This is a genomic window from Flammeovirga pacifica (genome assembly GCF_000807855.2).
Classification (GTDB): Bacteria; Bacteroidota; Bacteroidia; order Cytophagales; family Flammeovirgaceae; genus Flammeovirga; species Flammeovirga pacifica.
This window is the reverse complement of the sequence record NZ_JRYR02000002.1, coordinates 191,018-215,450: the sequence shown is the minus strand read 5'-3', so window position 1 is coordinate 215,450 and position 24,433 is coordinate 191,018. Positions and strand designations below refer to the sequence as shown.

The window sequence follows — 24,433 nt, the reverse complement described above, 5'->3', positions numbered from 1 at the left end:
ACCTCAATTTCTATAAAGTTTAAAAATAAGCTTTTAGCTGTAATTTATAATTTCGACCAGCAGCGTTAATACCTGAGCTATAAGTTCTATAATTCAGATTCAAAATATTATCAATACCACCAAAAACCTGTAAGTAGTTATTGATTCTATAACTACTATTAAAATCTAATGTCCACCAAGATAAACTCCCCTCTTTAGCATATAAGTAACTTTTATTCTGTTCAGAAGGTGCTAGATCGGCAAGTTCAATACTTCCACTAAATGCACTACTTAGGTTTAGCATCAATTTATTTTTTTGATATCCAATTTCTGCTTTACCGAATAATGGTGGTACATGTCGCATAGATGTAGAATTAATCAAATCTCTACCATAAGTGTAGGTAATTGTTGAGCGTACAAATAGTTGTTGATTTATATCCCAATTTAACTTACCTGATACTCCTGCTATTTCTGCTTTCCCCGTATTCTGTAAAGATAAAACGGCATACTTCTCTTGATTGATGATAATAGAGTCTTGGCCATTAAAAGTTCCTTCTTGCCTTACCATTGCATTTTTTAACCTTGAATAAAAACCGACAGCAGACAAGGTTATTCTATTAAAGTACCTTTCAATAGACAGGTCTACAGAATACACATCTGTTGGTTTAAGATCAGGGTTTGGTAACACTAAATCGTCTTTTGATGGGTTGTAAACTTTTGCCACATCATCAATATTGGGTGCTTTAAAACCTTTTGCAAACTGAGTTCTTAACTGCCATTTATCTGTATGATAAGCTAACCCCATACTACCTGTTATACTACCTACATTTTGTGATAATGAGCTATATGGTAAGTTCAAACTTTTTGATACAGAATCAGTGTAATTGGCATGTAAAAAGGTGTGAGAATATCTTACTCCTGCAGTCATTGTTAGATGTTCAGACCATTGTTTTTTGGTTGTAATATAAGCCGCAAGCGTGTGCATTTCACTTCCCCCGCCAGCATACCTTGGTACATCTGCTTCTGTTGTTCCATTTTCGATGTTGGTGGATTGAGCTTTAGAGGCTACAAAGTTCATAGTACCTTCCCCTCCATAGAAAACAGACCAATCATTCTTCATCTTTTTATTGGCATCAATATTCAAATGCAATAGATCTAAGTTTACTTTATCTTCCTGCTTATTGATATTACCAAACTTACGTTGATAACGGTTTTCTTTTATCTTTTGATGTCCTGTTATAATAGATAATCCATCTGCAAACTTCCCTACTTTATTCCATTTCATTCTGACATTGTTCATCATCCAATATTGTGGGCCATAGTACCATTCTGCAAATTTTGGAGTGGTTGATCCAGAAGAAGTAAGAAGTTCATTATTTTGAATGGATAGAATATCTTGCATCGTCACATTAACTTCATTTCCATTTTGGTCTTGAATACTATTGAGTTCGGTTAAACGATCATACATAGGAATATTAGAAGAATTAGAAAATGAAAAAGTATACATTAATTCTAAATGCTTTTTAGGTCGGTAAGCTATTTTTTGTAAAGTATTTACTTGATGATATCCCGAAGGAGATTGTATATGTACATCAGGATTTTCTAGAATGATATCGGTATTGTTTACCCTATCAATTTTAAAAGGTTTCCATCCAAATTCATAAGATGTATTCGGAGCAAACTGACCTGATTTCAAATCATCGAAACTACTTACAGAGAAACTCCCCCAATATGCCCACTTATTTTTGGCGACATTAAGTTGTACATGTGCAGTTTTTTCCGAAGCTGCTGAATTAATTCCCAATTTCGCTTCACCAAAAATTAAAGCATTAGAATCTTCCGCATATTGAGGTGCTATAGTATGAAAATCCATCACCCCACCTAAAGCATCACTACCATACATTACAGATGCAGGACCAAATAAAACTTCTGCATCTTTTATTGTATGAGGATCTATTGTAATAATATTTTGAAGGTTTCCATTTCTATAAATGGCATTATTCATTCTGACTCCATCAATTACTAATAATACTTGATTGGCTGCAAATCCACGAATCATTGGGCTTCCCCCTCCCATCTGACTTTTCTGTACAAACACTTCTCCTGAGGAAGATATGATATCTGCCGTAGTCATTGGTTGCTGTAATTCGATGTCTTTTTTTTCGAACTCCACAATTTGTTGAGGGACTTCCTTTTTATTTTCTTCCCATTTATTCGCACCTATCACTACCTCTTCCAAGGCATTAACTTTTTCTTCTAGAATTATTTTAGACGGCAGATCTTTACGTGCAATTTTTTTTGTTTCATAGTTGATATGAGACAATGTGTAATAAGGAGACTCATCTTGTAAGTTGACAACTCCTAACGCATTTGATAAATAATTATGTCCTTGGTTACTCGATACATAAACACCAAAAATACCTTCACCTTGCGAATTTAAAAACGTTATTTTTTGAGCAGATAAGACGAGAGGGCATAATAGTAAAAGTAAAAATAGGATTGATAGTAAGGGTAGGTCTTTCATGTGATTTAAAAAAAGCATTAAACGATATTTCGCTTAATGCTTATAAATATACAATTTTTGATTCTTTTTTAAAAGGAATAACCTGCACCTATATTAATGCCAGATACAGAAGATCCTCCTAATTGTATTGTAAAACCACTATGGTCTACATACATTAAATCTACTGCTCCACCCCATTCACCGACTACATCTCCTTTGTATTTATTTGTTCCATCATCTAGAATATTAAACTTTCTAGAATAGGTACCTTGAGGGACAATATAAATCCCATAAAATTCTTTGTTAAATAAAGGGATTGCAGGACCTAAGTTGTACTGAGTAATTCCATATTTCCCTTTATCTTGAATAGATGCTCCACCTGTGAGATCAGCATTAGTATAATTCCCATCCGTTGAAGCAAAATTCGAACTAAAAGAAAAATAGACATAATGAGAGAAAACTCCTACTTTAAACTGAGATTCATCTCCCACATAAGCACCTAAAGTCATCCCTGTAGGTTGCTTTGCATAGTTAAATCTTTTTGTAGTTTGAGCACTAATTGTCGTGTAGAATGAAATCAAAAAAATGACTGAAAATAATAACTTCTTCATGTTGTATAGATTATCGGATCGTTCATCAAAACTAATTATTAGTATAGTTGCTAATTATTAAAGCTAGTTGTATCAATGAATCTAAGTTAAGAGGAAATCAATCCGAAATTGATAATAAAAAAATGTAATTAGGTACTTTTCAATATTCATTCCAAAACAATATTTTTTCTTTAAAAAGATCAATTTTTAAATCATTGCGTTCCACCCTTCTTTTCTATGCTAACCCCAAAAAAAGCACCATCAAAAATTAATTTAATGGTGCTTCAACTTAGTCACCTGAGTTCTATGAATTCAGGTTAGTATGTAAAAAAGATGTTACTCTTCTTCAGGGGATATAAATTTATACACAAAACCGGCACAGACAGCACCCAATATTGGTGCTACCCAAAACATCCATAACTGAGCTATTGCCCAACCTCCTACAAAAATAGCTTGTGAGGTAGATCTTGCAGGATTGACCGATGTATTTGTTATAGGAATACTAACCAAATGTATTAACGTTAAGCCTAAACCAATGGCTACGCCTGCTAAATATTTTGGTGCTTTTGAATGAGTTGATCCAAGAATTATAATTAAGAACATAAATGTCATTACAAATTCAGCAATGAACCCAGCCACCATACTATAACCTTCTGGGGAATGTTCACCATAACCGTTTGCAGCAAAGCCACCAATATCACTACTCTTTCCAGTAAAAATCAGATATAAAATCCCTGCTCCAAAAATAGCACCTAAAACTTGTGCCCCTATATAAGGTAAAAGTTCTTTAGCAGAGAATCGTCCTCCTGCCCATAATCCAAAAGACACAGCCGGATTCAAATGACAACCCGATATATGACCTATAGCGTAAGCCATAGATAAAACGGTTAAACCAAAAGCGAGAGAAACGCCAACAAAACCAATACCTACGTCGGGAACTCCTGCGGCAAAGATGGCAGATCCACAACCTCCAATGACTAACCATGAGGTACCAATGAACTCTGCAATTAATTTCTTTTGCATAAGACTATAATTAATGATAGAAATAGTTAATGTATTATTAATTTATACATTAAAGTACAGTTTGCAAAATATTAAGTAATACATATTCAGATATTTAGTGTATTGAAATTAGGTCTTATGATATACTGCAAAATTTTCTACTTATTGTCCATTTAAAAAAACTAAGGATTAGAATTTTTTATCATAATTATTATCTATAACTACGCTTTAGATGTTAAAAATTCGACTCTATTTTAATTCAACTTTAACAGGTTGCTAAAATTGATACATATTAACATTATTAACAATGAATTAATATACAAATTAATCTTCGTCACATAACACCAAATACTTTATATAAATTTTGAGTTTTTATTTATTCACTTCAATAACATTACTCCTTTAGATTTATTAAGTATTATTTCAAATGTTAATTTAAAAACAACTATCTAAACGACTGTTAATCTTCTTGCATTTAGATCATTTCCCTCACACATTTGTAATGTCCTCTACAAAAAATGTGTAGCTAAATTTTACTAAACTTATTTAATTATCAAACTTCTAAATAATATAATATCCTCTGTATCAGTAGGTGTAATAATGATGGGATGTACCACACCAATGGACTTCCCTACAACACCCGCTGAATATGACGATGTACTAGTAGATTGTTTAACTGTTCCTGCAGCAGATAATACTCTAGAAGTACTCACTTGGAATATAGAGCATTTTCCAAAACATCCAGAAACCTCTGGAATTGTAAATGCAACTATTGCAGAAAGTGATTATGATGTTTGGGGAGTTCAAGAAATTGAAAACATTGGTACATTTAAGCAGATATCACAAATTAATTCTAACTATTCTGTAATTGTTGATAATGATATTGCTAATGGTGTCAATCGAAATTATCATTTAGCCTATGTCTACAATAATCAACGTTTAGAGATACAAGAACAGAAGATTCTTTCCTCTGGAGACTTCGAGCAACACTTCTTTCCTAGAAGACCCTTATTTGTTAAGTTCCTAAATAAAATCAATAATCAATCTTTTATACTGATCAATCTTCATTTAAAGTGCTGTGGTGGTTCTTCTAACGAATACCGTAGACAAGAAGCAAGTGCAAGATTAAAGAAATACATAGATACATCTTATCCTAATGATAAGGTTATAGTTGTAGGAGATTATAATGGCGAGATTTACCCCTCATCATCTTCTCAATTTAATAACTTCATTTACGATAGTAGAAACTATGCTTTTTCTGATATGGATCAAGCTAAAAGTTCAGACCGATTGGATAAATCATATCCGAAATGGCAACCCAACGGTAGTCATATTGATCATATTTTGATAACAAATGAATTGTTCAATCAATATCAAAAATCATATACATTATCATTAGATCGCTGCTCTGATGATTACGACCCTAAGGTAAGTGATCATCGACCAGTGTTGACTGTTTTTAGGAATTGATTCCGCTAAGCAAAAAATTATGAAACGACTTTCCATCCTCTTAATTACATTCATTCTTCCATTTGCTTTAGAAGCACAAACAAATAACTACAAAGTGTTTGGGGTAGCTTTCTATAATATGGAAAACTTATTTGACACACTCCACGACGCCGGTAAAAATGATTACGACTTTTTACCTGAAGGTTCTTATAAATGGACTGGAAAAAGGTATTGGGAGAAACAAAACAACATGGCGAACATTATTGCCAAGTTAGGTAAAGAAGTAACTAAACAAGCACCTATTGTAGTGGGTTTATCAGAAATCGAAAACAGAAATGTGTTAGAAGATTTGATTGAAATGCCTGCCTTAAAAGATCTGAATTATGGCATTTGTCATATTGAAGGTCCCGATAGTCGTGGTGTAGATGTGGCACTACTTTATAGAAAAGATTTGGTTGATATTAAAAAAGTATCGGCTAGAGATCTTAAAATTCAAAAGACCTATGCCGGTGATAATTGGGAATTCAAGTCTAGAAACCAATTAATTGTTGAATCTAAAATTGAGGGCGAAGATGTGGCTTTCTTAGTAAACCACTGGCCTTCAAGAAGAGCCGAATCTAGATATAGAGAAGAAGCTGGAAAGTTAAATCGCTCTATTATGGACTCTTTAAGAACGGAACATCCCAATATGAAATGTATTACGATGGGAGACTTAAATGATGATCCAACCAACAAATCACTCACAAAAGGACTTGCCGCTGTAGGTGATGCATCAAAATTATCAGAAAAAAATTATCTCTATAATCCATTTTATAAAATGTATAAAAGAGGTTTAGGAACATTAGCCTACAGAGATAGCTGGAATTTATTTGATCAGATCATCGTATCAAAAGAGTTTAAAAAGAAAGACCAAAATCTATTTTTCTGGAAAGCTGAAATCTGTAATTATCCAGAGCTTAAAAATACTGAAGGGCGTTATAAAGGATATCCTTATAGAACTTATGCTGGTGGTAATTATGCCGGTGGATATTCTGATCACTTCCCTGTAATCATCTATTTATTGAAACAAGATAACTCCTCTAAATAATAATGAAACGTTTTTATACTTTACTACTAATGTGCTTTTCTGTAGTTGCAATGGCTCAGGAAGGTTTCATTAAAGGAACAGTACTTTCTGCAGACAATCAACAGCCGTTGGTGGGTATTCAAGTAGAAGTAAATGGTAATAAATTTATTACAAATGAAAAAGGTATTTTTTCTGTTCCAACAGAATTAGCCACTCAAGGATCTCAAATTCATATACTTTTGGATGGTTTCATTCAATTTGATGCTCCTTTATCTGACAACATGATCGTTAGGTTAAATTCGGAAACTGATGAAGCAAGCACAATCGCTCTATCATTAACAGATTTAGATATGGAAGATGGAGATACACAATCCACTCCTGGTCTACTGTTTTCTTCTGGAGATGCGTATAGTTCGATTGCTGGTTTTGCATGGGGACCTTATTGGTTTAGACAAAGAGGTTACGGATCGAATTATATGAACATTTACTTTGATGGAATCAATATGGCGTCTCCAGAAAGAGGATATGCTTCTTGGTCTCTTTGGGGTGGTTTGAACGATGTGACTAGAAACAAAGAGGTAAGTACTTCTTTACAACCTGTAGATTTTAATTTTGGTAATATCGGAGGTTCTACTAACATTATTTCTGATCCTTCTAATCAAAGACCTGGTTTTAAAGCTACCTACTCTTTGGGTAACTCTAGTTATACTAACCGTATTATGCTATCATATAGTACTGGTCTTATGGATAACGGTTGGGCAATCACTGCTTCTGCTTCAAGAAGATGGGCACAAGAAGGTTTTGTAGAAGGTACTACTTATGACGCTTGGGCTGGATTCTTCTCTGCTGAAAAACGTTTTAACCCTAATCACAAAATGGTATTCACAGCATTTGCTGCTCCTTCAACAAGAGGTCAACAAATGGCAACTGTAAAAGAGGCTTACGAATTAAAAAACAACAACTACTATAATCCTAACTGGGGATGGCAAGACGGTAAAAAACGTAATGCTAGAGAGAAAACAACCATCACTCCTCAATTTATAGTAAAAGATACTTGGGATATCAACGATAAGTTAACATTAAAAACTTCTGTTGGTTATACTCTTGGTAAAGAAACTAGAACGGCGTTAAACTGGTACGATGCTCCAGACCCTCGCCCTGATTACTATAGATATTTACCTTCTTTCCAATACGATCAAGGTAATATTGCTGCCGGTGATTACGTAAAAGAACAATGGGAAAACGGTAACTTTGGACAAGTAAATTGGGATCAAATTTACAATGTAAATAGAAGCAACCCTGAAACTGTTCCTGTACATTGGACAGACCCAACGGGAGACCAATACACGGGTAATAGATCACATTATATTGTAGAAGGTAGACATTTAGATTATCATAGAATTGATGTTAACCCTACTTTAATTTACAGTTTAAATGACTCTTGGAACTTAACAACAGGTATTCAATATCAATATTATCAAGGCAATAACTACAATACAGTTGTAGACTTATTAGGTGGTGATTATTGGTTAGATATTGACAATTTTGCTGATAGAGATTTTGTTGAGGTTGAAAAATCAATCAACAACTTAAATGACTCTACTTGGATTAGAGGTGAAGGTGATAGAATCGGTCACGATTACACTGCTCATATACAAACTTCTAATTGGTGGGGGCATGTAAAGAAATCATTCTCTAAAGGTTCTGTTTACGTTGGAGCAAATATTACTCATACTTCAATGTTTAGAGACAGTGACCGTAAAAAAGGTCTTTTCCCTGATACATCTTATGGAAAATCTGAAGTTTTAGACTTCCTTGATTATGGTATTAAATTAGGTGGTGAATACTTCCTTAATGGTAGAAACGTATTTACAGCCAACACTACCATGTATACTCAGGCACCATACTTCATGGACTCATTCAAATCACTAAGAACTAGAAATGAAACAGTAGATGGCTTAAGTTCTTCTTCTGTATTCTCAGGTGATGTGAACTACTATTACAGAGGGGAAAGATTAAAAGTGAGAGCTTCTGCATTCTACACACAAATCTCTGATTTAACGAAAGTCATTTCTTATTGGGATGATGGACAAAACGCCTTTATGAACTACGCTTTAACGGGCATGGGACAAGAACATACTGGTGTTGAACTTGGATTATCTTACAATATTACTCCTGAACTTCGTTTTAGAGCTGCAGGTACTTATGCTTCTTATTTATACAATACCAATCCTTATGCTTCTGCTACTGTAGATAATAACTCTGAGGTATTATTAGAAAACGAAAAAGTATTCTTTAATGGTCGTCACGTTGGTGGATCTCCTGAAGTAGCAGGTACAGTAGGTTTAGAATATTGGTCTAGAAATTACTGGAATGTAGGTTTCCAAGTTAACTTCTTAGGTGATCGTTATGTGACTCTTAACCCAGTAAGATATACAGATAGAGCAGTAAACGGTGTCGAAGTTGGATCAGAACAATACAACGAGATTTTACATCAAGAGAAAGTAGATGATGCTTTTACTGTAGATGTTTTTGCAGGAAAGAGTTGGAAAATCAATGACATGTTTTTACGTCTAAACTTGAATGTGAATAATGTTTTGAACAATCAAAATATTGTCACTACTGGTTTCCAACAATACCGTTATGACTTCAATGATAAAAATGCAGAGAAGTTTCCAAACAAGTATTACTACGCACAAGGTTTAAGAGCATTTATGAACTTAAGCTTGAGCTTCTAATGAATAATCTGGGACGATTCGTCGTCCCATTTATATATACTCTTATCATTTTAACATTTAATCTTTTAGCATTTCATTAAACATTTACCATGATGAAAACGCAAACATTCAACAAATTTTTACAATTACTATTGATTGGTGGTTTGTTAACTTCAGCTTTCTTTAGCTGTACAAAAGATAACGAACCTGACGGACCTGGTGAAAATCCAGAAAATCCAGGTGACATCACTGTCAACGCTACTATTGAGGATGTTATCAATATGTACGAAAGTAACAAAGAAAGTGATGATGATTTCTTCCAAATTACTGAAGAAATGACATTTGTAGGTACTGTTATCTCTTCTGATGAAACAGGTAATGTTTATAAATACATCACTGTTCAAGATGAAAAAGGACACGGTATTCAAGTGAAATTAAATGCTAGTGACCTTTATACTTCATTTCCTCAAGGACGTAAGGTAGCTATCAAAACAGAAGACATGTACATTGGTAACTACGGTGGACTTGTACAATTAGGTGGTCTTTACAACGATGCTTTAGGTAGTTTAGAAGAAGACATGATTTCAAGTCATGTATTCTTAGTTGAAGGTGAAGCAGCAATGCCAACTCCAACTACTTTAGATTTAGATAACTTACCAGAAAATATCAGTGCCCTTTACAATACAATGGTTACTGTTACTGGTGTTCAGTTTGCACAAGAAGGTGTTACTTACGCTGATCAAGAAAACAATGCAACAAACTTAGATTTAGTAAATAAGAATAACTTAAGTATCATCTTAAGAACTTCAAAATATTCTTCTTTTGCTGATGACGTTGTTCCTTCTAAAAGTGGTTCTATTACTGCTATTTTAACAGCATTCAATAGTGATTTACAATTAACTTTAGTGTCTACTGAAGATGTGAAATTTAATGACGATCGTTTTGAAATCGAAATTAATTTAGACGGTGAAGGTACATTAGAAAGCCCTTACTCTATTGCTGATGTTAAAAAATTAGGTACTGGTGAAGGTGTTTGGGTTAAAGGTTATATAGTAGGTTCTATTGATGGTGCTTCTATTGAGTCTGGATTCATCCCTGGTGCAACTGATAAATCATCATTCTCTAACCTAGTTTTAGCTGATGTAGCTAACATCACTGATGGTACTTTAGGTATTCCTGTTCAATTGTCTAGTGGTACTGATGTTCGTGATGCATTAAACTTAAACGACAATCCTGAAAACGCTCAAAAAGAAGTTTGGATTTTTGGTAACATCGAAGATTACTTCAGAGTTCCTGGTCTTAAAGAAACTACTAAATTCTCTTGGGATGGTGAAAGTGAAGAAGAAGTTCCTGAGCCAGATCCCGATCATGATGGTATTGGTGAAGATATTACAAGTTCTGAATTAACTAATACATCTGTAGACTTCTCTACTTTTACAGTTAATAGTTTCACAGGCTGGTCTGCTGATGGTGGAAAAGCATTTATCAATGCTTATGGTAAAGGTAAAACTGAAGCTTGGATGATTTCAAAAGAAAAGTTTACATTAGAAGGTACTTCTTTAAATAATCCTAGATTGGTAATTTTAGAAGAATTAAACTATTTCTCAAAATTTGATGATGTTCAAGTTTTAGTATCATCAGATTATGATGGAATGGGTGACCCTACTACAGCTACATGGACTGTATTAACTTCTGAAAATGATCGTTCTCAATTTGGAGAACAGACATTAAACTATACATTTACTGGTTCTCAATATGTAGCTTTCAAATATTCTGCAGAAAATGGTACTTCTGATGGATCAAGCTATTGGTCTGTATCTACTGTAAAAGTAGATGAAAAATATGAAGAAGAACTTCCTCCAGAAGTAACTCCTGGTGAAAACATTTTATTAAATGGTGATTTTGAAAACTGGACAGACGACAAACCTGACTATTGGACAATTGAATCAGAAACTGGTCTAGAAACTACTATTGTTCAAAACGGTGACAACGCTCTAAAAGTAACTGCAACAACTGGTACTAGAAAAATTAAGAATTCTGCTGCTGTTAAGCCAAATACTTCTTACAAATTAACTGTATGGTATCATGTGTTGACTAGCAAAGACAATGCGAATACATCATTCAGAATGTGGTCTTCGATCAAAAATGGTTCAGGAGAAACTGTTGATACTATCCAAGAATACTTTAATGATGAAACTAAAGATCAATGGATTCAATATGAGCATTCTTTCGAAACTGGTGCAGATGCTGAAACATTCTTATTTGAAGTTAGAACTTATAAGGAAGGAACAGTCATTTATGACAACATCGAATTAAAAGAAGTGATCTAATATAATCAATTCTTAACACTCCTCCCCCCAAAGGCTCGCAACCTTTGGAGGGAGCAAATTCCTTGGCAGAAAATCGAGCGTTACAAAAGACGGACTGCCACAAACTTTGTCCTCTAAATATTTTCATCAAATGAAAAAGTTCATTTCATTCAATATTTTAACAACACTTCTTCTTAGCATTTTCATGATAGGATGCGTTGATACTAATTACAACGATCCTAAAAATGAAGGTATATCACCTATACCAGAAGGAACTGCAACAATTTCTATTGCAGAATTAAAAGCATTGCACTCTGGAAGAGATAATGACACAACATCTATTTCAGAAAATACCATCATAGTTGGTCAAATCATTTCGAATGATCAACCAGGTAATATTTACAAAGAGCTTTATATACAAGATAACACTGGCGGTATTCTTATTCGATTGGATATTGCCCCTATTTATCCTCAATTTAGCTTAGGGCAGGAAGTTGCTATTATTTGCGATGACCTTGTATTAGGTTCTTATGGAGGAAATGTTCAATTGGGTATCCCAAGTTTATACAATGGTACTCCTGCGGCCGGCCGTATTCCTGGTCCACTAGTAGATCAATATTTAATTGTAGGTGATACTACTTCAAATATTACGACAATTGATGCCACAGTTAACGACTTATTTACAAACCCTACCGACTATATTGGTAGAAGAGTAAGAATAAAAAATATCAGATCTGCAGATGGAAATGTATCTTTTGCGGTCAAAGATCAAACTACGAATAGAAACTTTATGGATAATTCTAGTAGTCAACGAATTATCATGAGAAATAGTGGTTACTCAGATTTTGCTGAAGAACTTATTCCACAAGGAGACGGAACAATTACAGCTATTGTTTCAGTATTTAACAATAGTCCTCAGTTATATATCAATAGCCCTGCACAAGATTTTACTGATTTTGATGGTACTATCACTCCTCCTAATCAAGAAGGTGTACCTCCTACAACAGAACAATCAATTGACGAAAACTTTGATAGTTTTAATAAATACGACGATATCATTATTGAAGGCTGGAACAACATTATTGAAGAAGGTTCTAGTAAGTGGTTTGTCAATGAATTTAGTAACAACGGATACGCTAACCTGTCAGTATTTAGATCTGGTGAAAGAAGAAAAGTATGGTTAATTACTCCTATTCTTGATGTTGAAAATGCTGCAAACAAAACGTTATCATTCGATACAAGAGAAGAATTTTCTACTGGTGCTTCATTTAAGGTGATGGTATCAAGTAATTATGATGGGTCTAAAGCTCCTTCAGAATTTACATGGACTGAATTAACTGGGTTAACTATCAGTAACGATGGTCAAAATGGCTACGGTACTTGGACAAGTACTGGTGATATTGATATGTCTTCTTACGGTAATGTAGTTGTTGCGTTTGTTTTCGATGGTGAAGAAAACATAAAAGACGGTGGTTATTCTATCGATAATATCAGATTCAATCAATAAAAATTAAATAAAAGGTGATCTTTTATAAAAAAAATAAGAGATCACCTTAACGCTAAACAAACTAAATAACAGCTTCGGCATTTTTATGAAAAAGAATTACATTCAACTCCTATTAATGTTTTCTATCCTTACTGTAGGTTTCTACAGTTGTGATAAGAATGATACTATTGTGGCAGACGATAACACTGATCACGATAGTACAATGGTTGCCAAATTAGAAGAAAAATTCTTTGGTACTAAATATAGAGAAGTAGAGATCTCTGGTTGGACACATGTTAAAGTTGAAGGCCGTGGTGGATTTCAATACAATTCTCATTGGACTAGTGATTCTTATGCAAACATCACTGTATTTAAAGCTGGTGAAGAACGTAAAACTTGGTTGATTTCTCCAAAATTGAATGTTACTAGAGCAGAAGATAAAACCATTTCATTCGATTCTAGACAGGAATTCGATAAAGGTGTACTTTTTAAAGTTTTTGTTTCTGCGGATTATAATGGTGAATTTGCTCCTGAACAATATACTTGGACTGAATTAGATGTTACTCTTAGTAAAGATGGTTCTTCTGATTATGGTTCTTGGGTAAACACAGGTAAAATTGATTTATCAGAATACGGTAACGTAAGCGTAGGTTTCTATTTTGAAGGTGATGAAAGAGATCCTCAAAGAGAAGGTGGTTATTCTATTGACAACTTCAAATTCAACGAAGACGGTACAGATTATGAAACTGGACCTGAGGAAGAAGACGAATATTACAAAAGTGCTGAAGGAAAAGAAGGTTATGAACTTAAGTCTACTTTATCAAGTATTACAAAAAGAGGACATGAGTGGATAAGCTATGGCGACCTTTGGGTACTTTACAAAACATCTGATGATAAATACCAAAGAAGCGAGATTATTTGGGATATGTATAGCGATATTCCTGATCCAAATGATCCAACGGTTCCTGACGGTGCTCAGCCTGGCGAATACGAATATGCTATGTCTACCGATCAGTGCGGTAATTCAGGTAGTGGAGAAGGGTTTTGTTACAATAGAGAGCATGTGGTTCCTCAAAGTTATTTTGAAAAAGCAATGCCTATGGTTTCTGACGCACACCATATTGTTCCAGTAGATGCTTATGTAAATACTATGCGTTCTAATCATCCTTATGGTATTGTTGAAACTGCAACTTGGACATCTATCAACAAAAGTAAGAGAGGAAATGGTACTACAGCTTCAGGCTATACAGGTACAGTATTCGAACCTATCGATGAATATAAAGGTGACTTTGCGAGAATGTATTTATATATGGCCGTTCGTTATGAAGATGAGATTGGTTCATGGGTACAAAATAGTACACAAGCTGCTGCAATTTTAGATGGATCAAAAGATAAAGTATTCAAAGATTGGTACTTAAAAATCATGTTAGATTGGCATAACTCTGATCCTGTTTCTGATAAAGAAATAGACAGAAACGAACAAGTTTACCTATTCCAAGGAAACAGAAATCCATTTATTGATCACCCAGAATTTGCCAATGAAATTTGGGGAGATGTTCAATAAAACTCCTATCAATCGATAAAAAATTAAAATTATATAGAGGACTATATTTAGAGGCTTATTCTTTTTGGATAAGTCTCTTTTTTATGATCTCAAATAAGGACAAAAAATAAAGCCTATCTTAATTCAATAAGATAGGCTTTATTTGTATTACTTAATTATTTTCATATGATGTTGATCCACCACCAATATATATTGTCCTTTTGCTAAATGGTTTAAATCTATTGTACTTCCTTCAGTATAGGCTTCTTGATACACCTTCTGACCAAATAAATTAAAGATAGTTACTGTAGTATTTCCACTACCTTTTATTCTGATTTCAGATTGAAAAGGATTCGGATACACCTTAATATTCAATGTGTTATCATCAATGGATGTTGGAATTTCTTCTTCCTCTTCCTCACCTTCTTCATCGTCCTTATTTTCATCATCAGGGTTTTCTTCCTCCTCCGGATTCTCTTCCTCTTCATCAGGGTTTTCTTCTTCTTTTACCGTTGCTTTTTGATGCACACTAATGATCAATTGTTTACAGCCTACTATTTTAATTTCGGCATTTCTTTCTTCTTCAGTAGCATTAGCAGCAACTTCAATAGTTAATTCTTGCCCTTCTCTTGTTACTTCCAGCCAATCTTGATTCACTTCAAAATTCCATTCTTCATCACTTTCTACATTAATAGTTTGAGTCCCGCCTTCTTCAGTAAACTCCAATGATTGTTTATCTACTTTTAAAGAACAACTAGAAAATTCGTCCACTTCCATTTGTCTCCTCCAAGACCCTGTAGATCCTAAAGCCACATAAAAATAAGGGACGTCATTTTCAATTTTGATTCTAGCTTGTAGTGCTGTAGGATTCTCAATATCCCTATCGTTTGCAGGTGCTCTCGTCCAATCTTCCCAAACTATTGATCCGTCTGATTGAATACTCCCCAAATAGGTACCCAAACCTCTTTTGTGTGTACTTACATCTGATGATACTACTATTTTATTACCAAAAGCAGCCAATCCTCTAAAGTTCACATTCTGATTATCTCTCCAGAAATGTGGGCGTAATTCTAAAGATTTATTGACATCAAGTCCTGTAAACTCCCAAGCATCTACAGAATTCCATTGATCACCTTGTGGGTTTTTCTGGATAAAAATTCCTTTTTTACCATTTACATTGGCAGCTGCAACTAAATACGTATCTCCTTGGAAATCCCAAGCATATAAATCCAATGCTCCACTAATATCATTACCTGTATCTGTCCAAACATAACTTCCGTCAGCTTGTCTCTCCCCTCTATATAAATAAGCACTATTGCCATCAGAACGAGCATAAACATATTTATTATTGTTGGGGTCTACCCAAATATCTCTAAAGTCTTTGTAATCCATGGCAGATGTTGAGATCTTTCTCCAAACATCAGTGCCATTAAAAACACCCAAAATATCATCGGTAACATAAATACCTCCTTTTATATTTTGGCCTCCATAATTCTTACCTCTCATGGTGACATAAACCCTTTTCACCAAACTTGGGTCGTAGGTCATCGCTCTGTAGTTTCTTGAAGGTAAACCATTGGTTGTTTGTGTTTGATTTGGAACACCTCCACCAATAAGTTTCCAATCTCCAGGCCATCCAATTTTCTTTGTATTAATCTCTTTGGCAAACAATCCTCCTGCGCTATGGCTTGGAATACCATACCCTTTTCTAGCATCAATTAGTACTAATGCTGGAGTAGTTGGTACTGTTAAAACAGACATGGCATTGGTTACACCACTTGGTCCTCTATGTGATGTCCAAGAATATCCATGATCTAAACTTTGTAGAATACCATGGTCAGCATTACCCTGAATCATGTAGTTTTCATAGCTATCTACATCATAAGCATAAGTAGATGTAAACCCTCTTTCGTGTGACATTGCTAAGCCTTCATGATGAGAAATCACTTCACCATAAATCTCTCTCCAACTTTTACATGGAAATTCTGGAGAGTCTACATCAGAAATAAAGATATTCTGTCCTCCCATTGCGGCTAACTGATGCTTCTCCCAAGATAATGGCGAATAATCAGCCGAGCGTACAATTAAATCTCTATTCTCCCAACTTGGTTCAAAATCAAAACATCTTCCACTTTTGGGTAAATTCAATACCACTTCCCAACTATGTGATAAGAAATCTCCATTATCATCAAAATTAACCGTAGCTTCCCATAAACCGATTCTTGTATTGTTACTACTCCAAACCGTACTCATGGCAATTTTGTGCTCTTTTTCTGTTGATCTAGGATCTACTTTAGGATCATACCACTCTGCATTTTCAGGGGCATCATCCATAATTTTTATCCAATCGCCTTCAATACCATTTGCTGATGTTTTTGCAACAAAAATTGCCCATCGTTTACTATTATAATTTGAATTAGCCACCGTTTGATATACCGCATAGATATATTTACCATCCGGCGATAAGCCAATACCTCTACTACCTCCGTCGGGTCTTTTATTGGTTGCTGTTGAAGATCCAGCTGGTCCAAGTGCTTCTTCCGGTTCTTGAATATACTGAAATGAATCTCCGTTATCTGATGATACAAAGACCCCTGCCGAACCACCTATATATAGGTTATCATTTTCTGGGTGAATTGCCACACCAAAAACATGTCTATAACCATTGTCTTGTGCATATTTTACCTTAGACCAAGTTGTACCTCTATCTTTTGATAAATAAATGATTCGCTCCCCGTTTAACTTATCTGATCCTAACCCTTGACTTGGAGAACATATAGCTGCTTGTCCTTTTTGAGGATCTTTATTTTGCCACCCTGGCGCTAAAACTACGGTCTGAAAATCGGTAGAAACAGCAATAGATGCAATGGCATCTCCTTTAGTAATATCAATAAACTTCCAAGAAACATCGTCTGGATTGGTTGCGTTAGGATTGACACCAATAGAGGCACCATATAATCCACCTTGATAAAGCTTTTCTCCTCCTACTTCTTGTTCGATACAAAAAGCCATACCATGTATTAAATCATTAGAGACATATTTCCAGCTATTACCATAATCATCCGATCGGTAGATACCTTCCATATCACTAGAAAACCATAACCTTCCTTCCACATTTTTATCGAAGTAAATATCTTGTACTTGTCCACCTGCTCCGGGATTTAAACTCTCCCATCGATCGATAGCTCCCCAATTTTCTTCTTGTCCAAAAATGGTAAAAGACAATAAACTCATCCATAGAAGGAGAAAGTATTTAAAAGTAATTTGATGCATGTTCATTTCAATTAAAAAATACAATGAAGTTACCTAGACCAAATAAATAGGCCTAAGGCATTGATTAGTTAAATCTACCACCATTTCTTTCCTACAATTATTCTATTTTGAAAATTAGGAGTTATATAAATGAAAAAAAACTCCCACATATAATGTGAGAGTTTTAGAATTATTATTGTCTGTTTTTCATTCAACTATTTGTTGAAATGATATGGGATTACTGTCAAGGTACCCATATCTTACTGCTTTAGTTTTTACAGAATTAATAGTAATATTTTCTAGAGGCTGAGTATAAATATGCCACCTTTTATCTTCGTTCAATTGATAGGCAATACTTGCTCCTTCAGTAGCACAAGTAATCGTATATTTTCCTTCACTAAATTTGATAACAGGGTCTGCAGTAGTAGGTTGATTTCCTCCAGGCCACATTTGTTCTGCTTGATCAAATTCATTTAATTGATACCTATCACTTGTTCTTTCTTGCCAATTGGTTAACCCTTCTCTTAATCGGACTAAAATTCCTTTGTACTTTGGATCCGAAGCCAAGTTATTTAACTCATATGGATCATTTTCTGTATCGTAAAGTTCTTCTTCTCCATTTTTAGGATGATACAACCAATACGATTGCTCTTTGGTCAATTCCTTATTATCATCTTTTTCTAATAAGTGATGCATCAAAGGCATTTGATTTAAGAAAGTTATTTGTTGACTGTAATTTACTTCTGGTTGGAAGTTTCTTACGTATCTATATCTTTTATCTCGAATAGTTCTTCTTACATCATATCTATTGTCCATTCTATCCCTAGCTCCAAAAACGTAATCTCTCGGTTCTTCTATCAATGACGAAACCATTGAACGACCTTGTATCCAAGAAGGAACTTCTACATTTGCTAATTCTAAAACTGTAGGTGCAAAATCAATAAAACTTACTAAATCATTATTTCTTGTACCCGGTTGGAAATGCTCGTTTTGGTATTTTTCTGGCATGTACAACACTAATGGACATTTTGTTCCACTATCATAAATCCAACGTTTTGCTCTTGGCAAACAATCACCATGATCTGACGTCACCATAATAATCGTATTCTCTTCCAAACCGTCCTCTTTTAACTGCTGAAGAATCTTACCAATTTGTACATCCATACGACTTACGTTATCATATAATCTAGCAATATGACTTCTAGAAACTTCATCATCTGGATAATAAGGAGGTACGACAACATCTTTAGGATCTACCTTTTTCGATTCATCATAAGGAGGTCTTTTTTGAACATCTGGCGCCAATGTACTTACATCAATTTTAAAATCTTTGAAGAAACGCTCCTTAGTACTGTCCGGCCAAATGTTGATTTCATGAGTAATTTCGAACGTATAATAAATAAAGAATGGTCTATCTTTATCCTCCTCAGAACGATCTCTCCATGAAGGGTAGTCAACCACTTCATCCCAAATAGTAAAAGGTGCTCCAAACTGATAATCTAATTTTCTATAACTAGCTGTCCAATAACCTGCTGCTCTAAGTAATTCTGGGAAAGCTTTCACTTGTGTTGGGGGTACGGCATTATAGTTTGGAAAACCAGGCATTGGAATCACACTCTTACTTTGTCTCATATGTTGTGTCCCAATTGTTGTGGGATACATTCCTGTAATGATGGAAGATCTACTTGGGGCACAAACTCCCGCTACCGAAAAGGCATTATCGTAAACCACTCCACCATTTGCTAATTTATTGATATTAGGTGTATAGGCTAATGAGTCACCATAACAAGCCCACCTCTGCGATAAATCTTCTGCCACCAACCATATAATGTTTGGTCTATCTTGCGTATTATTTGCTGACGATGTTTTATCATTCTTTAATGTATTACAACTTAAAATTGTAAAAAATAGAATGGATAGATAAAAAAGTTTTTTCATGTGAAGTATTATTAATTACTGATGTAATTTGTACTATTTAAAGTTGAAAAGACTTCTAATTGATAAACTAGAATAAAAACAGAAGTAAAAAACCTTCAAATCATTCATTAATCGCCATAATAAAGGTATGGAAGGAATCTGGAGCTAATTCTAATTTTACCGATTTCCCATCGACTACAAACTCTTTTACTTGTTTTTTAGTGCTATTATTATGATAAAATACGACATATTGCTTTTCACACTTAAATGCCAAACAATTTTCGTCAGACGTTTTTAAATACTTTGAATTCTTTTCTACAAATGCACTAAAATGTTTCATCAAATAAAACTCCGGATTATATACCACCGATTTTGAATCAGAGTTTACTGTGATCATCGAATTCTGTTTCCAACCCCAATGACTTTTACCCGTTTCGTCTAAAACCATGTTCCAATACATATAACTATTGGCTCCATTTTTAAAATAGTGTTTAATAAGGTCGAAGGTATGTTTAGCAGCAGCCCAATCGTTTGAGCCGTTCCCACATTCAGATTCTGTTTGCATTAATTCTAAGTTAGGATATTTGGTATTCACATAGGGTATTGCCCCTTTACCTGCCCATTGAAATCCTACACCTTTAATATATTTTTGTGCTTTATGATCTAAAAGTATATCGTCTACTCTATCTTCTTGTTTTCTTTCGACGGTTCCTAGCCAAATTTCGGTCTTCAATTTTTTATTTATGAACTCAGGCCCTAAATAATCACCAATAAAAGTGGCCATGTCTTTAGGATGCCAAATACATGATGGAAAATTCTGACAAGAAGAGTTTAATTCATTTTGTACATGAACAGCATAAATATCAATTCCTTCTTTTTTGTATGCCTCCACAAATTTTGAAAAATACAGTGCATATGACTTTAGGTACTTTTCTTCCATTCTAAATTGTGTATGCATTTCCTCTCCTCTTCCTTCTTCGGTTAAATCATTGACAACATCTGGCTTACAAGCATAATGATTATTAGTTTTCATCCAAGAAGGTGGACACCACGGAGATCCCCAAATTTTAATATCAGGATTGATTTGTTTCGCCCAATTAATATAAGGTATCAGTCGTTCTTTATCTCTGTTGATTGAGAATTGATTCATTTCAAAATCGTCCTTTGTTTCGTTATGACTATACCAATTTACAGCATAATCGTTCGCTCCAATAGGCATTCTACAAATGGTAAAATTACATCCTTCTTTCTGATCAAAAAGATCATGGATTATCCTTTTACGTGCATCTTCAGAAAGGATGTTTAATGCTTCATAACCTAACTCGTTAAAGCAGCCTCCAAACCCTTTTACCGTCTGTAAAGGTTGGTCAGTAAATATTTTCACTTTCCCTTCTTCTAATTCCGACGGTTTTTGTAAATAAAGTACCTTTTCTTCCCATTGTTTTTTTATGGTACTCTCCACCCATTTCACTTTAATTTCGTGGTTAGAAGAGGTGCACCCCATCAATAGTATCGAAAATAAAAAGTAAGTTGTTTGTTTTAAATATAATTTCATTTCTAATCCATTTATTCATTTTTAGATACCTCTAAATAAATGGATTGTTGTTTAAAACTTCTTTTGATTTCTCTAATTAAAGAAAATGAAGGAGCCATACCTTACTACTCCTTATTGTAATCAATTACAAATCATTTACTTATACTTATCTGTAAGTTCTTTGGTCTATTTTTCATAATGTTATGTGATGTAGTTCTCTGATATTTATAAAGGTGAATTGATTCCATTTTTCCTTTAGAAATGTGCCTAATTCTTTACAAAATTTACTATTGACGATTTTTGACAACAGCTTAAAGATTTCTTACAACTCCTTTCCTCTAGAAAAGAGGACATTTATGGTATCATCAATCTAATTAGTTTTATCAATACTTATTCAATAATACTTATGAAAAATCTTTTAAGCTGTTTTCTCGTTTTCTTGAGTTTTTATGTAAGTGCTTCTGAAGATCCTCAACAGAAGAAATCAAATGATCCTCTTTTAGGTGCTTGGAAAAACTTCCAACAAAGTCTGAAATTTTCTTTGGATAGTCGACTTGATTTTCAACGTACGAATTATCATGAAACTACGGATGTTTTTGCTACAGATCAGAGGTTTTTATTTTCCAATTTTAGGATTGGTCTGGATGGTATGTTCAATGAAAATTTTGGGTTTCAATTTCTCTATTCTCCAAACGATGCTAGAGTTGGCATGAACAACTTAAATCAAAATATATTAAGTGCCAATGTTCACTATACATCAAAAAATAACAGATGGCACCTAAAAGCTGGACGTAGTTTTTTGAATATTGGTACGATAGAACAAACTTACAACCCCAACGATGTATATACCTACTCTATCATAGGGAATAAATTCGGGATATTTAAAACAGGTATTACTACAGAATATCGTACTAAAAAAGGGCAACGCTTAGGATTACAAATCGTAAATGCTCAAGAGGATTCATTAGGACATCAGGTAGATTTACAATACAATGTCTATTGGTACGGGCATTTACTTGAAGATAAAATTAAGACCTATGCCAGTTATACCGCTATCAATGATAAAGGGCACATTTTTAATGCACCTGCTTATGCAATTCATCTTGGTATACAATGGAATTTGGGTAAATGGCAGTTAGATACAGATTATGCTTATGTTCAAAACATGCCTAATTTTAAAGAGAATGCGTCCTATCAATCATTACCTATTAGACTAATGTATAAGGGAGAAAAATTTAGACCATCAGTTAAATACATTTATGATCAAGTTTATTTCAATGATCCCTCATTTAGCGGGTTAGAAGTCTCTGATGCTATTGATAATACAAGTATTCATACTCTAGAAGTGGCTTTACAATACTATCCGTTTCCTGATAAGAACTTTAGATTCCACATTGTGGGAGCTTATGCTTCAGATTCTTTTCAGTATAGTTCAATAGAGGAAAGTCATTACTTTAATTCAAGATGGAAATTTAATGTAGGTGTAAGAATTGGTTTTGATGTAATAAAAGGTTGGTGATTTTAAAACCACCAACCTTATCAATTAATTGATTACTTGACTTTTACGTATATCATCTAAAATCAATTGTAACTCATCTGCTTTATCCTTATCCTCTACAATTCTATTATCGAATTCTGAAGGATCCTGATTTAAATTATACAACTGTTTATTAGGAAACTTTGGTTCTGATTCTACAAACCTTGGTTTTGAAAATCCACCAGAGCCTAAATTTTCTATTAGTTTCCAATCTCCATTTTGTATCGCAAACACCCCCACTTGAGAATGATAGACGGCAGTTGTTCTAGGTGAAAAAGACGATTCATCTCCTTGTAGTACTGGAGCAAAACTATGACTATCTTCTGCTTGTCCCTCAGGCACCTCAACACCAGAAATATCAGCTATAGTAGCCAATAAATCAGTCAATACAATCAAATGATCTGAAGACTGATTAGGTCGAATTCCTTGTTTCCACTTTACGATAAGCGGTATATGATGTCCTCCCTCGTATAAATCACCTTTTTGTCCTCTAAAATGTCCGTTTGCTTGGTGACCATTTCCCCCAAATTTTTGAATATTCTTCAGCGGAGCACCATTGTCCGAACTAAAAATGATGATCGTATTTTCATCAACCCCATTCTCTTTCAAAGCTTTTTCTACTTGTTTTACAACATCATCCACCATGCATAGGAAATCGCCGTATTTACCGGCATTAGACATTCCTTTGTATTTCTCAGAAGGTAACCATGGAGAGTGAGGAGCAGTTAATGGCATATAAATGAAGAAAGGATTGTCTTTGTTCTCTCTTATAAATGATGTGGTTTTCTTTACGATATCAGGAAGCACATTATTATGATCGAAGTCTTTAGAAGCAGGACCACCTCTCCACATATCAACGTTATAGTCTAAACTGTAATCTGAATCTTCAATTCTTTGATCTAAAGGAGCGGTTATTTGCCCGTTTTCTACCATCACATAAGGAGGCATATCCAAAGAAGCACTCGTACCATAAAAGTAATCGAAACCAATTTTATTATGCCATTTTTGATCTGCAAAAGGGGCGTCTAAAACTACATCTTTTTCTTTGGCTAATACCTGAAAGAATATTTTCTCTTTTGTTCTTTGCTTATAATTTGAGCCTTCTGATAATTGCCATGGTAGTCCCAAATGCCATTTACCTATAGAGGCCGTTGCATAGCCTTTTTGCTTGAATAATTGCCCTATGGTAAATTCATTATTTATTAAAGGCTGATCGTATCCAAACAAAACACCACTCTTTAATTTTGATCGCCAAGAATACCTACCCGTTAGAAGAGAATACCTTGATGGAGTACATACAGATGATGCCGCATGTGCATTAGAAAAAGTGATACCTGATTGTACCAATTTATCCAAGGCAGGTGTTTTTATCTTTGGATTAGATTGATGAGCAGAGATGTCTCCGTAACCCATATCATCTGCCAAAATAATAATAACATTAGGTGGCGTTTCTTTTACCTTATCCTTTTCTGTTTTAGCATAGATTAAACTCACTACGAAAATGGATAGGAATACAATATTTCTTTTCTTCATTGCTCTGTAAATTACA

At 34.2% G+C, this 24,433-nt stretch carries 14 protein-coding genes; 7 read left to right on the top strand and 7 right to left on the bottom strand.

Translation table 11 applies throughout. The annotated features are described in order from the left end of the window. Positions 1 to 19: 19 nt before the first annotated feature. The 3 genes from NH26_RS20170 to aqpZ form a co-directional block, all read right to left on the bottom strand. Positions 20 to 2,503, bottom strand: a complete 2,484-nt coding sequence (locus tag NH26_RS20170) for a TonB-dependent receptor (protein ID WP_071397243.1) — start codon at positions 2,501 to 2,503, stop codon at positions 20 to 22. Between the two features lie 68 nt (positions 2,504 to 2,571). Further along, positions 2,572 to 3,093: a hypothetical protein gene (locus NH26_RS20165; RefSeq protein WP_044217860.1), complete on the bottom strand. Its 522-nt coding sequence runs from the start codon at positions 3,091 to 3,093 to the stop codon at positions 2,572 to 2,574. Positions 3,094 to 3,408: 315 nt separating this feature from the next. After that, positions 3,409 to 4,095 carry an aquaporin Z gene (gene aqpZ, locus NH26_RS20160; protein WP_044217858.1) on the bottom strand — a complete coding sequence of 229 codons (687 nt, stop codon included), beginning with the start codon at positions 4,093 to 4,095 and terminating at the stop codon, positions 3,409 to 3,411. Positions 4,096 to 4,677: 582 nt separating this feature from the next. Between aqpZ and NH26_RS20155 the strand changes: the two genes are divergently transcribed. From NH26_RS20155 to NH26_RS20130, 6 genes are all read left to right on the top strand, one after another. Continuing rightward, positions 4,678 to 5,544, top strand: a complete 867-nt coding sequence (locus NH26_RS20155) for an endonuclease/exonuclease/phosphatase family protein (protein ID WP_071397242.1) — start codon at positions 4,678 to 4,680, stop codon at positions 5,542 to 5,544. A 19-nt stretch (positions 5,545 to 5,563) separates the two neighbouring features. Further along, positions 5,564 to 6,610 carry an endonuclease/exonuclease/phosphatase family protein gene (locus NH26_RS20150; RefSeq protein ID WP_044217854.1) on the top strand — a complete coding sequence of 349 codons (1,047 nt, stop codon included), beginning with the start codon at positions 5,564 to 5,566 and terminating at the stop codon, positions 6,608 to 6,610. Between the two features lie 2 nt (positions 6,611 to 6,612). Continuing rightward, entirely contained in the window at positions 6,613 to 9,327 is a 2,715-nt protein-coding gene (locus NH26_RS20145) for a peptidase associated domain and porin domain-containing protein (RefSeq protein ID WP_052431755.1), read from the top strand. 92 nt (positions 9,328 to 9,419) lie between these two features. Beyond that, positions 9,420 to 11,636 (top strand): DUF5689 domain-containing protein, encoded by a 2,217-nt coding sequence (locus tag NH26_RS20140; RefSeq protein WP_139263209.1) that lies wholly within the window; start codon positions 9,420 to 9,422, stop codon positions 11,634 to 11,636. Between the two features lie 130 nt (positions 11,637 to 11,766). Then, complete coding sequence (locus NH26_RS20135; RefSeq protein WP_139263208.1) at positions 11,767 to 13,122, top strand: DUF5689 domain-containing protein; 1,356 nt, start codon at positions 11,767 to 11,769, stop codon at positions 13,120 to 13,122. A gap of 85 nt (positions 13,123 to 13,207) precedes the next feature. Further along, complete coding sequence (locus NH26_RS20130; RefSeq protein WP_084812297.1) at positions 13,208 to 14,665, top strand: endonuclease; 1,458 nt, start codon at positions 13,208 to 13,210, stop codon at positions 14,663 to 14,665. Between the two features lie 147 nt (positions 14,666 to 14,812). On the opposite strand, the gene NH26_RS20125 is transcribed toward NH26_RS20130, so the two are convergent. From NH26_RS20125 to NH26_RS20115, 3 genes are all read right to left on the bottom strand, one after another. Then, positions 14,813 to 17,917: a T9SS type A sorting domain-containing protein gene (locus NH26_RS20125; protein WP_199880272.1), complete on the bottom strand. Its 3,105-nt coding sequence runs from the start codon at positions 17,915 to 17,917 to the stop codon at positions 14,813 to 14,815. A 186-nt stretch (positions 17,918 to 18,103) separates the two neighbouring features. Then, positions 18,104 to 19,834: a sulfatase family protein gene (locus NH26_RS20120; RefSeq protein ID WP_044217844.1), complete on the bottom strand. Its 1,731-nt coding sequence runs from the start codon at positions 19,832 to 19,834 to the stop codon at positions 18,104 to 18,106. Between the two features lie 100 nt (positions 19,835 to 19,934). Next, positions 19,935 to 21,368: a glycoside hydrolase family 30 protein gene (locus NH26_RS20115; RefSeq protein WP_044217842.1), complete on the bottom strand. Its 1,434-nt coding sequence runs from the start codon at positions 21,366 to 21,368 to the stop codon at positions 19,935 to 19,937. A gap of 385 nt (positions 21,369 to 21,753) precedes the next feature. Between NH26_RS20115 and NH26_RS20110 the strand changes: the two genes are divergently transcribed. Further along, the gene (locus NH26_RS20110) at positions 21,754 to 22,866 is read left to right on the top strand and encodes a porin family protein (RefSeq protein ID WP_139263207.1); all 1,113 of its coding nucleotides are present in this window, start codon (positions 21,754 to 21,756) and stop codon (positions 22,864 to 22,866) included. 24 nt (positions 22,867 to 22,890) lie between these two features. Here NH26_RS20110 and NH26_RS20105 read toward each other — a convergent pair whose 3' ends face one another. Then, the gene (locus tag NH26_RS20105) at positions 22,891 to 24,417 is read right to left on the bottom strand and encodes a sulfatase family protein (RefSeq protein ID WP_044217837.1); all 1,527 of its coding nucleotides are present in this window, start codon (positions 24,415 to 24,417) and stop codon (positions 22,891 to 22,893) included. Positions 24,418 to 24,433 lie beyond the last annotated feature (16 nt).